This is a genomic window from Natribaculum luteum (assembly GCF_023008545.1).
In the GTDB taxonomy this organism is placed as follows: Archaea; Halobacteriota; Halobacteria; order Halobacteriales; family Natrialbaceae; genus Natribaculum; species Natribaculum luteum.
Genome location: NZ_CP095397.1, coordinates 1,720,072 through 1,736,615, shown reverse-complemented (window position 1 = coordinate 1,736,615; position 16,544 = coordinate 1,720,072). Strand labels below are relative to the sequence as shown.

General features: G+C 65.8%; 16 protein-coding genes and 1 pseudogene. 5 read left to right on the top strand and 12 right to left on the bottom strand.

The window, feature by feature from the left end; genetic code table 11:
- The first annotated feature begins 75 nt into the window (after nt 1-75).
- Nucleotides 76-900, top strand: a complete 825-nt coding sequence (ubaA, locus tag MU558_RS08900) for an SAMP-activating enzyme E1 (protein WP_246974463.1) — start codon at nt 76-78, stop codon at nt 898-900.
- A gap of 35 nt (nt 901-935) precedes the next feature.
- A complete protein-coding gene (locus MU558_RS08895) occupies nt 936-1,340 on the top strand; it encodes a universal stress protein (protein WP_246974460.1) in 405 nt (134 codons plus the stop codon).
- Nucleotides 1,341-1,520: 180 nt separating this feature from the next.
- Here MU558_RS08895 and MU558_RS08890 read toward each other — a convergent pair.
- From MU558_RS08890 to MU558_RS08870, 5 genes and pseudogenes are all read right to left on the bottom strand, one after another.
- Nucleotides 1,521-2,462: pseudogene (locus tag MU558_RS08890) on the bottom strand (formate/nitrite transporter family protein); the annotation flags it as partial.
- A gap of 145 nt (nt 2,463-2,607) precedes the next feature.
- Nucleotides 2,608-3,018, bottom strand: coding sequence for a desampylase (locus MU558_RS08885; RefSeq protein WP_246974457.1), 411 nt, complete (start codon nt 3,016-3,018; stop codon nt 2,608-2,610).
- Nucleotides 3,015-3,935 carry an ABC transporter substrate-binding protein gene (locus MU558_RS08880; protein ID WP_246974454.1) on the bottom strand — a complete coding sequence of 307 codons (921 nt, stop codon included), beginning with the start codon at nt 3,933-3,935 and terminating at the stop codon, nt 3,015-3,017. The genes MU558_RS08885 and MU558_RS08880 overlap by 4 nt, the downstream gene beginning before the upstream one ends.
- Before the next feature lie 50 nt (nt 3,936-3,985).
- Entirely contained in the window at nt 3,986-4,459 is a 474-nt protein-coding gene (locus MU558_RS08875) for a hypothetical protein (protein ID WP_246974451.1), read from the bottom strand.
- A 121-nt stretch (nt 4,460-4,580) separates the two neighbouring features.
- Nucleotides 4,581-5,324, bottom strand: coding sequence for an SDR family oxidoreductase (locus MU558_RS08870; protein WP_246974448.1), 744 nt, complete (start codon nt 5,322-5,324; stop codon nt 4,581-4,583).
- 127 nt (nt 5,325-5,451) lie between these two features.
- Between MU558_RS08870 and gvpH the strand changes: the two genes are divergently transcribed.
- Complete coding sequence (gene gvpH / locus MU558_RS08865; protein ID WP_246974444.1) at nt 5,452-5,916, top strand: gas vesicle protein GvpH; 465 nt, start codon at nt 5,452-5,454, stop codon at nt 5,914-5,916.
- A 25-nt stretch (nt 5,917-5,941) separates the two neighbouring features.
- On the opposite strand, the gene MU558_RS08860 is transcribed toward gvpH, so the two are convergent.
- The 3 genes from MU558_RS08860 to MU558_RS08850 all read right to left on the bottom strand — a co-directional run bounded on the left by MU558_RS08860 (nt 5,942) and on the right by MU558_RS08850 (nt 10,380).
- The gene (locus tag MU558_RS08860; protein ID WP_246974441.1) at nt 5,942-7,468 is read right to left on the bottom strand and encodes a carboxypeptidase M32; all 1,527 of its coding nucleotides are present in this window, start codon (nt 7,466-7,468) and stop codon (nt 5,942-5,944) included.
- A gap of 67 nt (nt 7,469-7,535) precedes the next feature.
- The gene (locus tag MU558_RS08855; RefSeq protein WP_246974437.1) at nt 7,536-8,651 is read right to left on the bottom strand and encodes a M20 family metallopeptidase; all 1,116 of its coding nucleotides are present in this window, start codon (nt 8,649-8,651) and stop codon (nt 7,536-7,538) included.
- A gap of 70 nt (nt 8,652-8,721) precedes the next feature.
- Nucleotides 8,722-10,380, bottom strand: a complete 1,659-nt coding sequence (locus MU558_RS08850; protein ID WP_246974434.1) for a globin-coupled sensor protein — start codon at nt 10,378-10,380, stop codon at nt 8,722-8,724.
- Between the two features lie 116 nt (nt 10,381-10,496).
- Between MU558_RS08850 and MU558_RS08845 the strand changes: the two genes are divergently transcribed.
- Complete coding sequence (locus tag MU558_RS08845) at nt 10,497-12,377, top strand: PINc/VapC family ATPase (protein WP_246974431.1); 1,881 nt, start codon at nt 10,497-10,499, stop codon at nt 12,375-12,377.
- A 117-nt stretch (nt 12,378-12,494) separates the two neighbouring features.
- On the opposite strand, the gene glmS is transcribed toward MU558_RS08845, so the two are convergent.
- From glmS to MU558_RS08830, 3 genes are all read right to left on the bottom strand, one after another.
- The gene (gene glmS, locus MU558_RS08840) at nt 12,495-12,947 is read right to left on the bottom strand and encodes a methylaspartate mutase subunit S (RefSeq protein WP_246974428.1); all 453 of its coding nucleotides are present in this window, start codon (nt 12,945-12,947) and stop codon (nt 12,495-12,497) included.
- Nucleotides 12,948-13,013: 66 nt separating this feature from the next.
- Nucleotides 13,014-13,418 carry a hypothetical protein gene (locus tag MU558_RS08835; protein WP_246974414.1) on the bottom strand — a complete coding sequence of 135 codons (405 nt, stop codon included), beginning with the start codon at nt 13,416-13,418 and terminating at the stop codon, nt 13,014-13,016.
- A 55-nt stretch (nt 13,419-13,473) separates the two neighbouring features.
- Nucleotides 13,474-13,767, bottom strand: a complete 294-nt coding sequence (locus MU558_RS08830) for a MarR family transcriptional regulator (RefSeq protein WP_246974412.1) — start codon at nt 13,765-13,767, stop codon at nt 13,474-13,476.
- Nucleotides 13,768-14,025: 258 nt separating this feature from the next.
- Here MU558_RS08830 and MU558_RS08825 point away from each other — a divergent pair, with 258 nt between their 5' ends.
- Nucleotides 14,026-14,382, top strand: coding sequence for a hypothetical protein (locus MU558_RS08825; RefSeq protein ID WP_246974410.1), 357 nt, complete (start codon nt 14,026-14,028; stop codon nt 14,380-14,382).
- 76 nt (nt 14,383-14,458) lie between these two features.
- On the opposite strand, the gene MU558_RS08820 is transcribed toward MU558_RS08825, so the two are convergent.
- Complete coding sequence (locus tag MU558_RS08820) at nt 14,459-16,498, bottom strand: primary-amine oxidase (RefSeq protein ID WP_246974408.1); 2,040 nt, start codon at nt 16,496-16,498, stop codon at nt 14,459-14,461.
- Nucleotides 16,499-16,544: the final 46 nt, after the last annotated feature.

Below are 16,544 nucleotides of genomic sequence, written 5' to 3'. Positions count from 1 at the left end.
AATCACTACCTGCTCGAACAGTCGACGCACAAAGTGACCCTCGAACTTTTCTCGTTCTCTCGCCAAGGGTCGTCTATGAGCGACCTGCGCCTCGACGCGACCCAGCTCGATCGCTACTCGAGACACGTCATCATGGACGAGGTCGGCCCCGAAGGGCAAAAGCGACTGCTCGACGGATCGGTCGTGGTCGTCGGCGCGGGCGGTCTGGGCTCGCCGGCCATCCAGTATCTCGCCGCTGCGGGCGTCGGACGGCTGGGGATCGTCGACGACGACGACGTCGAACGCTCGAACCTCCAGCGCCAGATCGTCCACGGCGACGACGACGTCGGCCGGCCGAAAGTCGACAGCGCCGCCGACTACGTCCGCAAACTGAACCCCGACGTCGACGTTCGAACCCACGAGACGCGCCTGACCGCCGACAACGTCGCCGGCCTGCTCGAGGGCTACGACGTCGTCGTAGACGCCAGCGACAACTTCGCGACGCGGTACCTGCTGAACGACTACTGTACGCTCTCGGGCATCCCGCTCTCTCACGGCGCCATCTACCGCTTCGAGGGGCAGGTCACGACGTTCACTAACGACGGCGACGGGCCCTGTTACCGGTGTATCTTCCCCGAAGCGCCCGAACCCGGCACCGTTCCGGACTGCGCCACGACGGGCGTGCTCGGCGTCCTGCCCGGCACCGTCGGCTGCGTCCAGGCGACCGAGGTCGTCAAGTACCTGATCGGCACGGGCGAGTTGCTCGAGGGACGACTGCTGATGTACGACGCGATGGGGATGACCTTCGAGACCGTCGAAGTCCGGAAGAATCCCGGCTGTCCGGTCTGTGGTGACGACCCCGCGATCGAGTCGGTCCACGACGTCGAGTACGAGGGCGTCTGTTCGATCGCCGCAGACTGATACCGTTTTTACCTGCTCTGCCGTAAGGACCGGGGATGGAACGCATACTCGTCGCCATGGACGGCTCGTCGCAATCGCACCACGCACTCGAGTACGCCCTCGAGACGTTCCCCGGCGCGACGATCCAGGTGGTCCACGTCCCCGAAGTGGTCGAGTTTCCACTCGACACTGGAACAGATCCGTACGACCTCGCCCTCGAGCGCGCCGACGACGTCTTCGACGAGGCACAGAAGATCGCAGACGAATACGGTCGCAGCGTCGAGACGGACACGACAAACGGCCACCCGGCGAAGGCCGTCATCGCGTACGCCGACGACCACGACGTCGACGCGATCGTCGTCGGAAGCCGGGGACGGACCGGCGCGACGCGACTGTTGCTCGGCAGCGTCGCCGAGACGATCGTCCGGCGAGCGAACTGTCCAGTGACGGTCGTCAGGTGATCGTCGCGTCTCGAACGATGTCGGTGACCGCCGGAACGACTCATACGGACCGCTGTCCGTCCGTCCCGCAGCGACCGCGTCCCGTCGGGCGGTCGCTGCGGAAACGAGGGACAGCAGACCGTATCACGACAGTCGTTATCAGTCGTCGTTCGAGAACTCCGGCTCGTCGGGGAGGTCGGCCTCGTCGGTCGCGATCACCGGGACGTACGACCGGCCGGCGTAGCCGCCGAACACCCACTCGCGGTAGGTCAGTTGCCGCTCGAGACCGCCCTTGCGGGCGACCTCGAGTCGTCGTTCGGTCGTCTGGAAGTAGTTGACGACCGTCACGAGCAAGACGCCACCGAGGGTGTTGCCGAGCAACACGGGCAGGACGAACCCGACCAGCCCGGTCACGAGCACCGGCTGCCCGCTGAAGACGAGGTACATCAACTCGGTAAAGGAGACGACGACGTGAAACAGGTTGCCGAAGGGGATCGCGAGGAAGGCGACGTACACCAGCAGGAGTCGCGAGATCGTATCCCTGGAGGCGAAGTCGACCCAGACGACGCCGGCGACGATCAGGCCGGCGAAGCTCGCCTTGAAGAAGAGGTCCCAGAACGGCGTCTCGACGCCTTTCGTCGCGATCTCGGTGGCGGCCGTCGCCGCCGCCGGGTCGAACACGCCAGTCGTGGCGAGGACGAGCGCACCCAGCGTCCCGCCAGCGAAGTTGCCGACCAGAACGATCGCCCAGATGCGAAGCAGCGCCGGCAGACTCGCCAGCCGCTCGAGGACGAGCGCCACCGGTGGGAGCGTGTTCTCGGTGTACAGCTGGTAGCCGCCGAGAATGATGTAGACGAACCCCAGCGGGTAGAGGATCGCGCTCAGAATCGGATGGGCGTCGGTGCTTGCGGTCAGCGACGCGTACAGGAGGTACGTGATCGTGATCGCGAACCCGGCCGCGAGCCCGCTGAAGAACAGCTCGCGGACGCCGGTGTCGATCTCTTCGTCTGCGGCGGCGAGGATCCGCTGGAACACCTCGTCGGTCTCGAAACGGTCGCGGACGACCGCACCGGCGGCGGGCGCACCGTGTCGAGATCGTTCGACGCTCTCGCGGATAGACTCCGCTGGCTCGCGGTCGGTCATCGTGTTCGGCTACCGACCCACTAGATAAAAATCTTCCTGCTTGCACCCAATTTTGACGTGTTTTGTCCCCTATACATATGATAAACCACACGTATATTCATTAATAGAGCTGTTCCTGTGAATTGGTGAGATTCGGATCGCGGGGTCAGCGGTACGCGACGCGTTCCCGGTCGAACGCGCCGTCCCCACGCCAGCGCCACGAACCGACCTCGAGCGTCGGCACCAGCGAGACGATCAGGTACGATCGATCTGGCCACGCCGCCGCCTCGGCGTCGGTCGCGCTGGGCCCTGCCGGACCGTTCGGGTGGGAGTGGTAGAAACCGACGATCTCCTCGCCGCGATCCTCGAGTCGCTCGAAGATCTCGAGTTGTTCTTCCGGGTCGATCAGGTACCGCGTCCGCGGGGTTTCGGCCGCGTTCGTCGCCGGGTACCGCGAGTCGACGCGGCTTCGCTGCTCGCCGAACGCGCCGCCGAGGACGCCACAGATCTCCCGTGGCGTCCCCTCGCGAGCGTCCTCGACGATCGCCTCGCGGATCGACTCGGGAAGGACGATCACACCTCTACCCGTCCCTCGAGGTCCGCGAGCGGGACGGCGACGTCCGCTTCCGGTGCGTCGAAGCGCTCGGGGTGGACGATCGGCGCGAGCGACTCGAGAGTGTCGACGATCCGGGGGCCGGGACGGTTCACGTAGTGGTGGCCGTCCATCGCCCACGCTCTCCCCTCACGGACCGCGGTGAGGTCGGCCCACCCCTCGCGATCGGTGAGGTCCGCGAGGTTCGCCGCGGTCTGCTCGAGGTCGAACCCGCAGGGGGCGACGATCACCACCTCGGGGTCGTACTCGAGGACGTCCGCCCACTCGCGGGGCGTCGACCGGTCGGCGGGATCTGCCATGCCGTACTCGCCGCCGGCCGCCGCGACGAGTTCGGGAATCCAGTGGCCGGCGACCATCACGGGATCCGTCCAGTCGAAGATCACGGTCCGTGGCCGGTCGTCGACGCGTTCGGTCCGCTCGCGAACCGCCTGGATCCGCGTTCTGAGGTTCGAGACGACGTCTTTCGCACAGCGTTCGCGTCCCGCCGCCCTACCGATCCGCTCGACGTCGCCCAGGACGTCCGCTACCGTGTGCGGATCCGTCGTCACGACCTCGGGATCGGCGTCGATTTCGTCGACCGCGCGCTCGACGACCGCCTCGTCGACCGCACAGACGTCACACATCCCCTGGGTGACGATCAGGTCCGGGTCGAGTTCCGCGAGGGTCTCGACGTCGACGTCGTAGACCCCCTCGTCGGCGACCTCGAGCACCTGCCGGTCGATCTCGCCACTCGAGGCGTCGGCGTCGATCCGCGAGCGCGTGACCGCGGGGATCGAGTCGACCTCGGGCGGGTAGTCACACTCGTGGGAGACGCCGACCGGCTCGAATCCGAGCGCGCAGACGATCTCGGTGGCCGACGGAAGGGTCGTGACGATTCGCATACTCGACGTAGGGGCCGGATCGTCAAAAGGAGTCGCGTCGGTGTTCGTTCTCACTCCGGCGTCTCGGAGTCGTCGTCCGCCCCGAGTTCGGCGGGTCCGACCGCGCCCGACTCGGCGTCGAGTTCCTCACCCTCGAGCACCTCGTCTTCGATCTCGATGATGACTCCCTCCTCGGACTCGCGGATCCCCACCAGCCGCTCGAGTGCCGTCTCGGTCTCCTCGTTGACCGCCCAGACGAGCCGGAGGACGCGGTCGAGTTCGGGACCGACGTCCGCCCGAAGCTGGTCGCGCGTGAGCTGGTCGATGCTCCGTGCGCCCTCCGGGTGGAGGTACTGCAGTGGGTGATCGGACGGAACCTCCCGCAGATCGACGTCGAACGACCACAGGTACGGCAGCACCTGGACGGCGTACCCGTGTGGTTTCGGCGCGCGTCTGCCCGCAGCCGTCAGCGCGGCCGTCAGCACGGTCGATCTGGCGTCCGTGTCGTAGTAGATGCCGGGAACTCCGGGTATCGAAATTCGCATTGGATTCGAGAAGAGGTGCGCTCGAGACGAGAGTCTACGCCCGGCACATCAACCCTCGTTTTAAGTGTCGAGCGACGGTGCAGTCGCACCGACGCCGCCGAATTCGGCCAGGAGACAGCAGTCAGAACCCGCTGAGCTTGTCCCGACGGTAGAGGTCGAGTTCGCTGACCGAAGAGTGGTCGCGCGTCGCCGCGAAGGCGATCGCCTCGGCGACCTCCTCGGGTTCGGTCACCTCTCCCTCCTCGAAGCGCTCGGCGAACGGATCGCCGTCGTAACTGCCGAACTCCGAGCGCACCTCCGAGGGGTTCACCACGGTCACGCCGACGTCGTCCTCACCGACCTGTGCCGCCACGCTCTTTGCGAACCCGCGGACCCACCACTTCGTGGCGGCGTAGACGGGATTAAACGGCCGGGGATACTGGCCCGCGAAGCTCCCGACGAAGATCAGGTGCCCCCCGCGTTCGCGAACGTGGGGAATCGCCGCCCGCGTCGCGTAGAAGACGCCGTCGACGTTGGTATCCTGCATCGTCCGGTAGTCGTCGGTCGAGAGTTCCTCGACGTCGCTCCCGCGAGCGAGCCCCGCGTTGTTCACCAGCACGTCGAGTCCGCCGAAGACGTCGACCGTCTCGGCGACGAGGGCGTCGACTTGCTCCGCCTCGCGAACGTCGGTCGGCACGACGAGCGTCTCGACGCCGTGCTCGGACTCGAGTTCGGCCGCGAACTCCTCGAGTCGATCCTCGCTGCGTGCTGCGAGGACCACGTTCGCACCTTCGGCAGCGAGCGCACGGCAGGTCGCCGCGCCGATACCCGAACTCGCACCGGTGACGATCGTCGTCGCTCCGTCGAGTCGGCTCTTGGATGCCATGCGCGTGCCATCGACTTCGAAGGGGTTCGGTGTTTCGGCCCGTCGTCGGCCCACCTCTTTATCTGTGCTCGAGTGCTACCAGTTGTCACAGATTCGGGTCGACGACCGAACGCCCGAGGTGAACACCGTGAGTGGAGAAGACGAGAGCGAGCGAGAGACTGAAGCGACCGACGAGCGACAGCGTGGGTTCCGACTGACCGTGGGATTGTGGCCGCTGTCGAATCTGCTCGATAGTCTGATCGAGGTGAATGTGAGCAGTACGTCGGACGAGGCCCTCGGCCGGACGACCGCCGACGAGACGGTGCGAAACCCGCGACGCGAGCGCATCGAGAACCGTCGCGAGTCGACGTCCGGGGAGTACCTGATCGACACCCGACTCGCCGACGACGAGTTCGTCGTCGTCGCCGACCTTCCGGGTGCGAGCGAGGACGACCTGTCCGCCGGTATCGATCCGCGAACGAGCGAACTCGTGATCACCGAGGACGACGTCGTGATCGGCCGCGTCGGTGTTCCGCGGTGGTCGTCCGAGGCGACCAGGGTCGTGTTTCACAACGGCGTGCTCGAAGTTCGCTTCCGGCGCACCAGGTCCTGATCGCCTCGAGTCGCGTCGACGACGGTCAGTACTCCTCGAGGTCGTACAGTTCGCCGTACTTCGACTTCGCATACTCGAGGAAGTAGTCGGCGGTGTACTCCTCGCCGGTGGCCTCCTCGACCAGGTCGGGCGTCGTGTACCGTTTGCCGTGTGTGTGGACGTTCTCGCGGAGCCAGGCGTTGAGTTGGTCGACCTCGCCCTCGCGAACGTCGTCGTCGATCTCGCCGAGTTCGTCCTCGGCGGCGGCGTACAGCTGGGCGGCGAGGACGGAGCCAAGCGAGTACGTCGGGAAGTAGCCGAAGCTTCCGTGCGACCAGTGGATGTCCTGCAGACAGCCCTCGGCGTCCGTCTCGGGGCGCACGCCCAGATACTCCTCGTACTTGTCGTTCCACGCCTCGGGAACGTCTTCGACCGCGAGGTCGCCCGCGATCAGGTCGCGTTCGATCTCGAAGCGGATCACGATGTGGAGGTGGTAGGTCAGTTCGTCCGCCTCGACGCGAATGAGGTTGTCGTCGTAGACCTGATTTGCGGCCTCGTAGGCCTCCTCGGGCGTGACGTCCTCGAGGGCGGGGAACCGCTCGCGGGCGACGGGGAGGAAGTACTCCCAGAACGCCTTCGTGCGGCCGACGTGGTTCTCCCAGAGACGCGACTGTGACTCGTGGACCGTGAGGTCGCGGGCCTCTCCCAGCGGCGTCCCGTAGTGTTCGTCGGGCAGGCCGAGCGTGTAGTTCGCGTGGCCGAACTCGTGGATCGTCGAGGTGATCGAGCCCAGCAGATCCGACTCGTCGAATCGAGTCGTGACGCGGGCGTCGAACTGCGTTCCCGTGGAGAACGGGTGTGGGGCGGTGTCCAGTCGGCCGCGGTCCCAGTCGTACCCCAGCGCGTCGAGGGCGTCACGGCAGAGTTCCTCCTGCGTATCGGCGTCGAACTCGCCGGCGAAGGCGTCGGTCTCGAGGTCGGCGTCGCTCTCCGAGATCGCCTCGATCAGCGCCACGAGTTCGTCGCGCAGTCGCTCGAGGACCCGTTCTGCCGTCTCGAGGTCGAGGTACGGCTCGTACTCGGCGAAGAGCACGGCGTAGGGGTCCTCGTCGGGGTCGACGTACTCGGCGTACTCGCGTTTGAGTTCGACCAGCTTCTCGAGCGTCGGCGCGAACGCCTCGAAGTCGTCTTCCTCCCGCGCCTGCTTCCACACGGGGTGGGCGTTCGCGGTCGTCTCCGAGAGTTCCTCGACGAGCTCCTGCGGGACGCTCGTCTCCCGGTCGTACTGCCGGCGAACCTCACGGACGACGGCCGCCCGTTCGTCGTCGACGTCGGCAGCCTCGAGGTCCTCGAGCAACTCGCCGGTCTCGTCGGCCGTTAGCAGTTCGTGACTGATCGACGAGAGCGTCGAGAGCTGTTTCGCGCGTGCGGGCGTCCCCTCGTCGGGCATCACGACCTCCTGGTCCCACCGCAGGACGCCGGCGGCGTTGCCGACGTTGGAGATGCGTTCGACCCGTCGTTCGAGCTGTTCGTAGGTGTCTGACTCCGTCGCCGAAGTCTGATCGGTCGCCATCGAATCGAAATACCTCGGGAGGACCTATCAACCTCGTGGTTCCGGAGAGCGACGAGCGCGAACCGGGTCAGAGAGTACGGCCGCCGGCTCGCGACTGGAGCCAGCGCTCGGCGATCGTTCGATAGGTCCGGTAACAGCGCTCGAGGACGTCGATCGAGACGCTCTCGTCGCTCGTGTGGGCCTCGCCCGGCTCCGACGGCCCGTAGATCACACACTCGGTGCCGGCCGCCGAGAGCCAGCCGGCGTCGGTCGCGTGCGGTTTCGTCACCAGTTGTGGCTCGCCGGCCTGGGTCGCGGAAGCCGCCTCGAGGACGAACTCGGCGAACGCCTCGTCGTCACACCGCATCGGCGGCAGGTCCTGGTCGACGGTCCACTCGACGCCCTCGGCCTCGACGCGCTCGAGTGGCGCGCGCTCACCTGGGACGGTCCGCTCGTCGACCGTGATGGTACAGCCGTCGGGGACGACGTTCATCGCCGATCCGCCCTCGATCTCGGTGACGACGACGCTCCCCTCGAGTCGCTCGCCTGCGACCTCGACCGCGGGTGCCTCGAGATCGCGAACGGCGTCGACGGCGTCAGCCGCCCGGTAGATGGCGTTCTCGCCCGCCTCGGGTTCGCTGGCGTGGGCGGCGGTCCCGGTGGCGGTGATCGTGCTCCCCCGCCGTCCCTTGTGGGCGACGACGACGTCGGTGACGTCCGGTCTCGAGTAGTTCGTCGACCCCTCGCCGACGACGGCGTAGGCGGGCACGAAGCCCTCGTCGATCGCGTGTCTGGCACCGACGCCGCCGACCTCCTCGCCGACGAAACTCGCGAAGACGAGCTGGCCGGATCGGTCGCTCGAGGTGGGCGGCTCCTCGGCGTCCCGGAACGCGACGGCGGCGGCTGCCAGTGCACCTTTCATGTCCGCCGCCCCACGCCCGTAGATCCGGCCATCACGCTTCTCGAGGACGTACGACCCGTCGTCGGCGACCTGCATCCCGTCCGGCGCGACCACGTCGTGGTGGCCAACGAGCGCCAGGCTCTCGCCTGCGCCCTTCCGGGCGATCACGTTGCCGGCCGCGTCGCGGGTCACGTCGGCGTCCGTCTCGCGGCGGAGCCACGACTCGAGGGCGTCGCCGACGGCCGTCTCGTCGTCGTGACTCGGGATCGAAACGAGCTCGCGCGTCAACTCGAGTACCGTCATGGGGGTCGATACCGGTTCCACCGAGTTGATCCCATCGGCAGCGAGACGGAGAGAGAACGGGGACGGCCGGCTACAGTTGTTGTACCTGCTTGTACGGCGGCTCCTCCTCGAACGACTCCGTCTCGGTGAGGCGGGTGACCGAGCGAACCACCTCCCTGACGTTCGCCGTCTGCTCTTCGCTCGCGGCGGCGACGGCTTCCGCCTCGCCCGCGACGTGGTCGGCCGCCTCTGCGACGTCCTCGACCGTCGTCGCGATCACCTCGACGCTCTCGGCTTGCTGGTCCGTCGCCGCGGCGACGTCTTCCATCCCGCTTGCCGTCGCCTGGGCGGACTCGTGAATCGCGTCGAGGTCGTCGACCGTCGCCCGGACGCGGTCGGTGCCGTCGTCGACGAGTTCGACGGTTTCGTCCATCGTCTCGACCGTCTCGACGGCGCCCTGTCGAACCTCCTCGACGACCTCCTCGATCACCTCCAGGTCCTGTCGTGCCCGTTCGGAGAACGACATGACCTCCTCCGCGATGACCCCGAGCGTGTCGCTGCCCCCGGCGGAACGCGACGCCTCGATGTTCGCGTTCGTCGCGAGTACCTTCGTCCGTTTGGCGAGGTCGTCGATGCGCTCGACGACGGCGTCGATCTCGTCGGTCCGCTCCTCGAGGTCGGTCGCGGCCGAACTGACGCGGTCGGTCGCGTCGTCGATGTCCTCGAGCGCCGACAGCGCTTCGTCGGCGGACTCGGCACCGCTTGCGGCCAGTTCTTCCGTCTGTTCGCTCGTGCGATTGACCTCGTCGGCGACGGACGCGACCTCCTCGACCGCGGCGCTCACGTCCGAGAGTTCCGTCGCCGCCCGGCCGACGTCGTCGGCCTGCTGTTCGGTCAACTCGCTGATCGTCTCCGCGCGGTTCGCGACCGCCTGGCTGGCGTCGTACAGCTCCTCGATTGGCGCTTTGACGTCGGATTCGACCTCGTGGGCCAGCTGGTCGCGCCGATCGATGGCGCGCTCGAGACGCTGGTTGTAGGCGTCGACGTACGTGTCGGCGGCGACCTGCAGGTCGAGGTTGATGATGCGCAAAAGCGACAGCACGTCCCGGACGCCGTCCTGGACTGCCTCCTGGATCGCCTCCTCGAGCAGGTCGTCGAGTTCCGCCTGTTCGTCAGTCTCTTCGTCGCTGCTCCCGCCGAAGCCGATCGCGTCGAGGACGCCGCCACCGCGTTCGTCCGATTGCAGGTCGTCGCGACGGTCGGCCCACGCCTCGATCGCGTCGGTGACCTGCTCTTGGACGCGGTTGTTCATCTCCGAAAGAAGAAGATCGTAGTAGACGCCGTACTGCCCCACGTAGTGTTTCAGGGGCATGTCGATCATCTCGTGGAGCTTGCCGATCCGCGCCCGGTCTTTGAAGTACTCCAGATCGTAGCCCCCGGTGGCGAGCGAGACGAGGTAGGCCTGCTGGGTCTGTTTGAGTTGCTCGACGTCTTTCGGCGACCGTTCGATGACCTCTCGGGTCTGCTCGTGGGCAGTCAGGTTGTCGTAGAAGTCCTCGGCGATCTGGTGGCGGCGTTCGCGGAGCATGGGCTCGAGTTCCGAGAGCCGGCGCTCGTCTTCGGCGTCGAACCCGATGAACTCCTTTCGCCAGTCGACTTCGTCCTCGTCGAGTCCGATGTCGTCGACGAGGTCGTCGACGTCGAGAAACGGGTTCAATCCCCCGCGACCGAACTTGCGTTCCGGATCCATAGGGGGACATGTTCCCATTCTTGTTTAAGTTTACCTGTACGTTCTCAATCGAGTAGCGTCGCGTCGGGCAGTCGTGCTCCCGCAGCCTTATACCGACACGCAACTAACTCCTGGACATGAACGTCGTGCCGGACACGAGCGTGGTCATCGACGGCCGCGTCTCAGCGGCGATCGAAGACGGCCGATTCGAGGACGCGACCGTCTGCGTTCCAGAAGCCGTCGTCGCCGAACTCGAAGCACAGGCCAACGACGGCCTCGACAGCGGCTGGGACGGCCTCTCGGAACTCCAGCGCCTGGCCGAACTCGCAGACGACGGCGAGATCGACCTCGAGTACGTCGGCGAACGGCCCAGCGCGATCGAGCGCGGGCACGCCTCGGAGGGCGAAATCGACGCGCTCATCCGCGACCTCGCCGAGGAGTACGGGGCCACCTTCGTCACCAGCGACATCGTCCAGGCCGAAGTCGCGAAGGCGAAAGGTCTCGAGGTCGACTACATCTCCCCCGAGGTTCGCCGGGTCGGGACGCTCCAGATCGAGGAGTACTTCGACGAGGAGACGATGAGCGTCCACTTAAAGACCGACGCCGTCCCGATGGCAAAACGCGGCGCACTCGGCGAGATGCACTACGAGGAGATCGCCGACGAACCGCTCGACGAGGAGACGATGGACGAGTACGCCCGCGAGGTCGTCGACGGCGCACGCGAGGCAAGCGGCGGCTTCATCGAACTCTCCGAACCGGGCATGAAGATCGTCCAGTTCCGGGATTACCGGATCGCCATCGCCCGGCCGCCCTTCGCCGACGGCATCGAGATCACGGCCGTCAAGCCGATCGCCCAGACCGACATCGACGACTACGAACACGCCGACGAACTCAAGGGTCGGCTGTTAGAGCGCCAGCGTGGCGTTCTCATCTCGGGGTCGCCGGGGGCCGGGAAGTCGACGTTCGCCCAGTCGGTCGCCCGCTATCTCTCGACGCACGACTACGCGGTGAAGACGATGGAGAAACCCCGGGACCTGCAGGTCGGCCCCGAGATCACCCAGTACACCGCGCTGGGCGGCCAGATGGAGAAGACCGCCGACGCCCTGCTGATGGTTCGGCCAGACTACACCATCTACGACGAGGTCCGCAAGACCGACGACTTCGAGGTCTTCGCGGACATGCGACTGGCGGGCGTGGGTATGATCGGCGTCGTCCACGCCACCCGCCCCATCGACGCCCTCCAGCGCCTCGTCGGTCGCGTCGAACTCGGCATGATCCCACAGGTCGTCGACACCGTCGTCTACATCGAGGCCGGCGAGGTGTCGACGGTCTACGACGTCAAGACGGAGGTCAAAGTCCCCGCCGGACTCACCGAGGAGGACCTCGCCCGCCCCGTCATCCTCGTCACCGACTTCCAGACCGGCGAACCCGCCTACGAGATCTACACCTTCAACCGCCAGGTCGTCACCGTCCCGCTGATCGACGAGGAAGGCGGCCCGGGCCGCGAGTCCGGCGTCGACCGCATCGCCAAACAGGAGATCGAACGCGAGATCCGCTCGGTCGCCCGCGGCTACGTCGACGTCGAACTCAAAAGCCAGGACCGCGCCGTCGTCTACGTCGACGAAGACGACATCTCGAGCGTGATCGGCAAGGGCGGCGGCCGGATCACCGACATCGAGAACCGACTCGGAATCGACATCGACGTCCGAACGCACGACGAAAACCCCCACTACGGTACGAACGCGAACGCGAGTGCGAGTGCGAGTGCCGACATGGGTGGCCCCGGCGGCCAGCGCGAGGGACAACTCGTCACCCCCGAGATCACCTCGCGACACATCGTCATCCCCGTCGACGGCAGCCACGGCGAGACGGTTGAGGTGCAGGCCGGCGGCGACTACCTGTTTACCGCGACGGTCAGCCGCGGCGGCGAAATCCAGGTCTCGCGCGGAAGTGCGATCGCCGACGAACTCGAGCGGGCGATCGATCGGAAGGATCCGATCACCGTCGTCTCCTCCTGACGACCGCGAGCGAGAGGTTTTGGCGTTTTTGGCGACGTACGAGCCACAGCGCGTGAAGATACAGCGGACACTCACCGTTCGCACGAAAAGTCCGCTGCCGTGACGAAAACGCCTCGACTACATCCCGGCGCTGACGCGCTCGCGTTCGCGCTCGTCTTCGCTCGAGCGCATGTCGAGGTCTTTCTGGAGCGCGAGGATAGCGTCTTCGGGGTCGGTCTCGGAGTCGAAGACGCGATCGAATCCCAGTTCGCGGAAGAACTGACGGGTCTCCTCGAAGTCGTCCTGACCGACCGCGAGGTTGCCGCCGATGTAGGTTACCACGTCGAGGTCGGCCTCGGCGAGGCGTTCGTGAAAGCCCTCACAGTCCTGTTTGGCGTGGCCGTACAGCGAGGAGACGAGGACGGCGTCGGCGTCGTGGGCGGTCGCCGCCTCGACGAACTCCTCCTGGGAGGTCTGTACGCCCAGGTTGACGACGTCGAAACCGCTCGCCTCCAGTGCCTGTTCCAGGATCGTGATACCGACGACGTGTGCGTCGGAGCCGATCACGCCGAGGACGACTTTCGTGGCCATCGTGGGTACCGCAACCGACGAAACGGATCTACATAAACCTAATGAATCATCATTATGTACTCCGGGCTACTCTCGACGGTACAGACCGGGGTTTCGCCACCAGAACAGCCCCCAGGCGGCGAGGAAGCCGCCACCCATGGCGAGGACGTCCCTGAGCAGCAGCGGGAGTCCAGTATCGACGATCGCCACGAGGATCATCGACGACCCGAGGACTGCCCCCAGGACGACAAACGAAACGTCGCCAGCGATGCGCAGCCTCGAGTACTCCCAGTAGTGCTGGCGGTCCTCGTCGTACCAGACGCCGACGTAGATGAGCACGGGCGACATCGCGGCGATCATCGTGACGACCTGGTAGGCCTCGGGCAGTCCCAGAGGGAACAATACGAGAAGATTGACGAGCTGGGCGAGGATCGACGCGGCAAAGAGGCTCCCGAGTAGCCATCCCCAGCGCGGGATCGACTCCGTATCCATGTACTGACTCGTTCGCACCGAAAAATAATTGTGCCGTTGTCGGATCAGGGCCGTGTTACTCGGCACAGCAGGCGTCTTCGCTCGCTTGCGAGTCGTCGACGCCACCGTCTGCAGTCACCGGTTCTGTCAGTCGGTAGAGACTCTGTCGAGCGTCGGCGAAGTAGATGTCCTCGTCGACGATACCGATTCCTTCGAGCCGCTCGAGTGCGTATCGTACGGTTCGGGCGGACAACATCGACTCTTCGACGATCTGTTTCTGCGTCAGCGGGCCGTCGTATTCGAGTACCTTGAACACCAGTTTCGCACTCGGCGGCAGGTCCTCTATTTCCTCCCCGTCAGTGTCGGCCATCGTTACGAATCGAAAACTCCCAGCAGTATAAAAGTTGAGCCTTACTGGGACAGCGTAGAAGTCGGTAGGGAGATCGGTGAGTAATAATGTATTACTGGTCGGTTCGCTCACACGTGCTCGTCGGCGGGACGGTGTCGAGAGCCATGCACGCGACCGATGTGGCGTCCAAACGTACCCAGTCTGCCGATCACCACGGAGTTCGGTTTCGAACGACTGAACAACCAAACCGATTTTACAGTTCGGCACGGACTCGGTGACGTGCCCGAGGCGAATCCGGTCGAGCGGTGGGAGGCCCGACTCGAGGAAGCGGGAGAGCTCACGCCGGAAATCGTCGAGCGGATCACCCGCCTGCACGGCGACCGCGGGGCGACGGCCATCGAAGCCGTCGCCGAGGGCCGGGTGAAAGTCTACCGGGATTTCACCGTCGTAGTGGGCTACGAGGACGAGTACGTCGTCGAAGGCCGGGGCTGTACGTGCAAGGACAGCGAGTACAACTTGGATCCCGACGACCCGACCGACCTCTGCTGGCACGCGCTGGCGGTGGCGATCGCCCGCCGGATCGGCCGCGTCGACTACCACGACATGTGGTACTCGGACGTGCGGGAGTTTCTGTGATCGTCCCGCCTGCATCGACGCGCGGAATCGATCGCTGTCGTCCAGTTCCGCGCATCGATCGACCGGTGACGGAATACTAGTCGTCGACGTCGATCGACTCCTGGTTCTCCGTCTTCCACTTCTCGACGTCCTTGATCGCGTGTTCCGGCGGCACGTCGATCGCGGGGTTCTCCTCGAAGAACCCCGCCGGCTCGAGTTTGAACGAGAGCATCTTCACGGGGAGCACCGGCCAGTCCTCGGGGACGCTGACGTGGGTCTGACAGAGGTTGTACCAGACGACGACGTCCTCGTCTGCGATCGATCGATCGGCGTCGGTCCACGCGGGAAGTCCCTCGCCGCCGGGGTTCTGGTTGGGATAGTCACCCGCGGGGTAGATCTCGTCGTCGTCGTACTGCGTGACCCAGAGGTGTTTCGTCGCGAAGCCGGCCCGTTCGGCGTTCGACGAGCCGGGTTGCATCGGGAACGTGGTGTTCGACCCGGCCTTCTGTCGGAGCCGGTAGCCGACCGGTTCGCCCGTCGCGTCGTTGTGGACGTCCTCGTTGACGATCTCCCAGTAGCGGCCGGCGTGGGGATCGGTCAGCCGCTGGGCTTCAGACTCGCGCTCGAAGCGCGTTCGCTCGACGTACGCGGCGTTGCCGTGTGGGTTCAGGTGCATTCGGTCGGCGTCGCCGTGGGGCGTGGGATCGTAGCCGTCGGGACCGTAGGGCACCTCACGGAGGTTCACCTCGCGGACGGTGTTGGTCGGTCCGTCGAGTTCGAAGTCGAGTCGGCAGTTGAACACGTGCTGGTGGAGCATCGACTTGTGACTTGACCCGATCGTCTCGGCGTACCCCGTCTCGCCGTCGTCGGGTTCCAGCAGTCCGGTCGCGTTGCAGCCGGTGAGTCGCACCTGTCCCTCGATGCTTCCGTCCTGGTAGAAGTACCAGTAGAACGCGAAGTCGTAGTTCCCGATCGTCGAGATGAAGGAGATCACCAGTCGACGATTTCGCCGGACCTCGTCGTCGTCGACGCGCCAGTCGTGGTGTTTCCAGAGGGTGCCGTAGTCTTCCTCGTGGAGACAGATCGCGTTCGGGATCACCTGTGGCTCCCCGTCGCCGTCGTTGAGGACGGCGTCCCAGTAGTGCATGTAGCCGAGACAGTCACAGCCTTCCGTCAGGGAGTTCGCGAGCCGGCCGATGCCGTACTCTCCGACGTCGAACGGTGCCTTCCAGTCGTGGTCCGGGTCGGGATCGTTGTACGCCGTGACGACCTCGGGCCACGAGGCCCGCCGGAGGATCGAACGCTCGGTTCCGTCGTCGTCGTACGTGACGTCGTAGAGGACCAGGCCTTCGCGGTGGTTGAAGCCGACGCGGACGTGCCAGTTTTGCCACTCGACGGTGTGTCCGTCGACCTCCCAGCTCGGCCCCTCGGGCTGGACGACGTTGTACGGCCGGAGGTCGTCGCGAAGCTCGCGCTTTTCCTCCCGGTAGTAACGCGTCTCCCGGTCGGCTACGACGTCGGTGCTCTTCGGACCGGTGTCGACGACCTTGACCACCTCGCGGTCGTCGAGGTCGACCCACGCGTGGATTCCCGAGAGCGGCCGGTTGTACGCCTCGGCCCCCTCGTCGTCGGGATCGCCGTGCACCCAGGCGATCCCGTGGGCGAGTCGCCTGTCACGACCGACGTCCTCGGGGACGAAGTCGTAGCCGGCAGACCAGGCGGTCACGATCGCGAGGTCCGGATCTGCTCCGCGTCGTCGCACCGCCTCGCGAAACTCCGGATGGTCGGTGACGACCTCTTCGACCTCGACGAACTCCTCGCCGATCATCCGCGGCTGACCGCGGTCGATCTCGTCCCACTCGAGGAGTTCCTCGTCGTCGAGCGAGACGACTCCCTCGTACGATGCGTGGTCTTCCTTGTCCCTGACGACCACTCGAGCCCGTCGATCCGGACTGTCGCCGCCGTCCTCGAACGCGCGAAGCGCTTCCTTCGGCGGTTCCGCGAGGGTGATCTCGACGAACCGGGCGTCGTCGCTCAGCGTCGCTGCGCCATCGACGGTCGCTCGAGCACGCTCGATCTCCGCCGGCGTCAGCGGATCGAGCGGATGGTCGTTCGGATACGCGGTGTCGGCAGACATTCTCTGTTATATGACAACACACCATTACATAATTCTGTTGAACGTT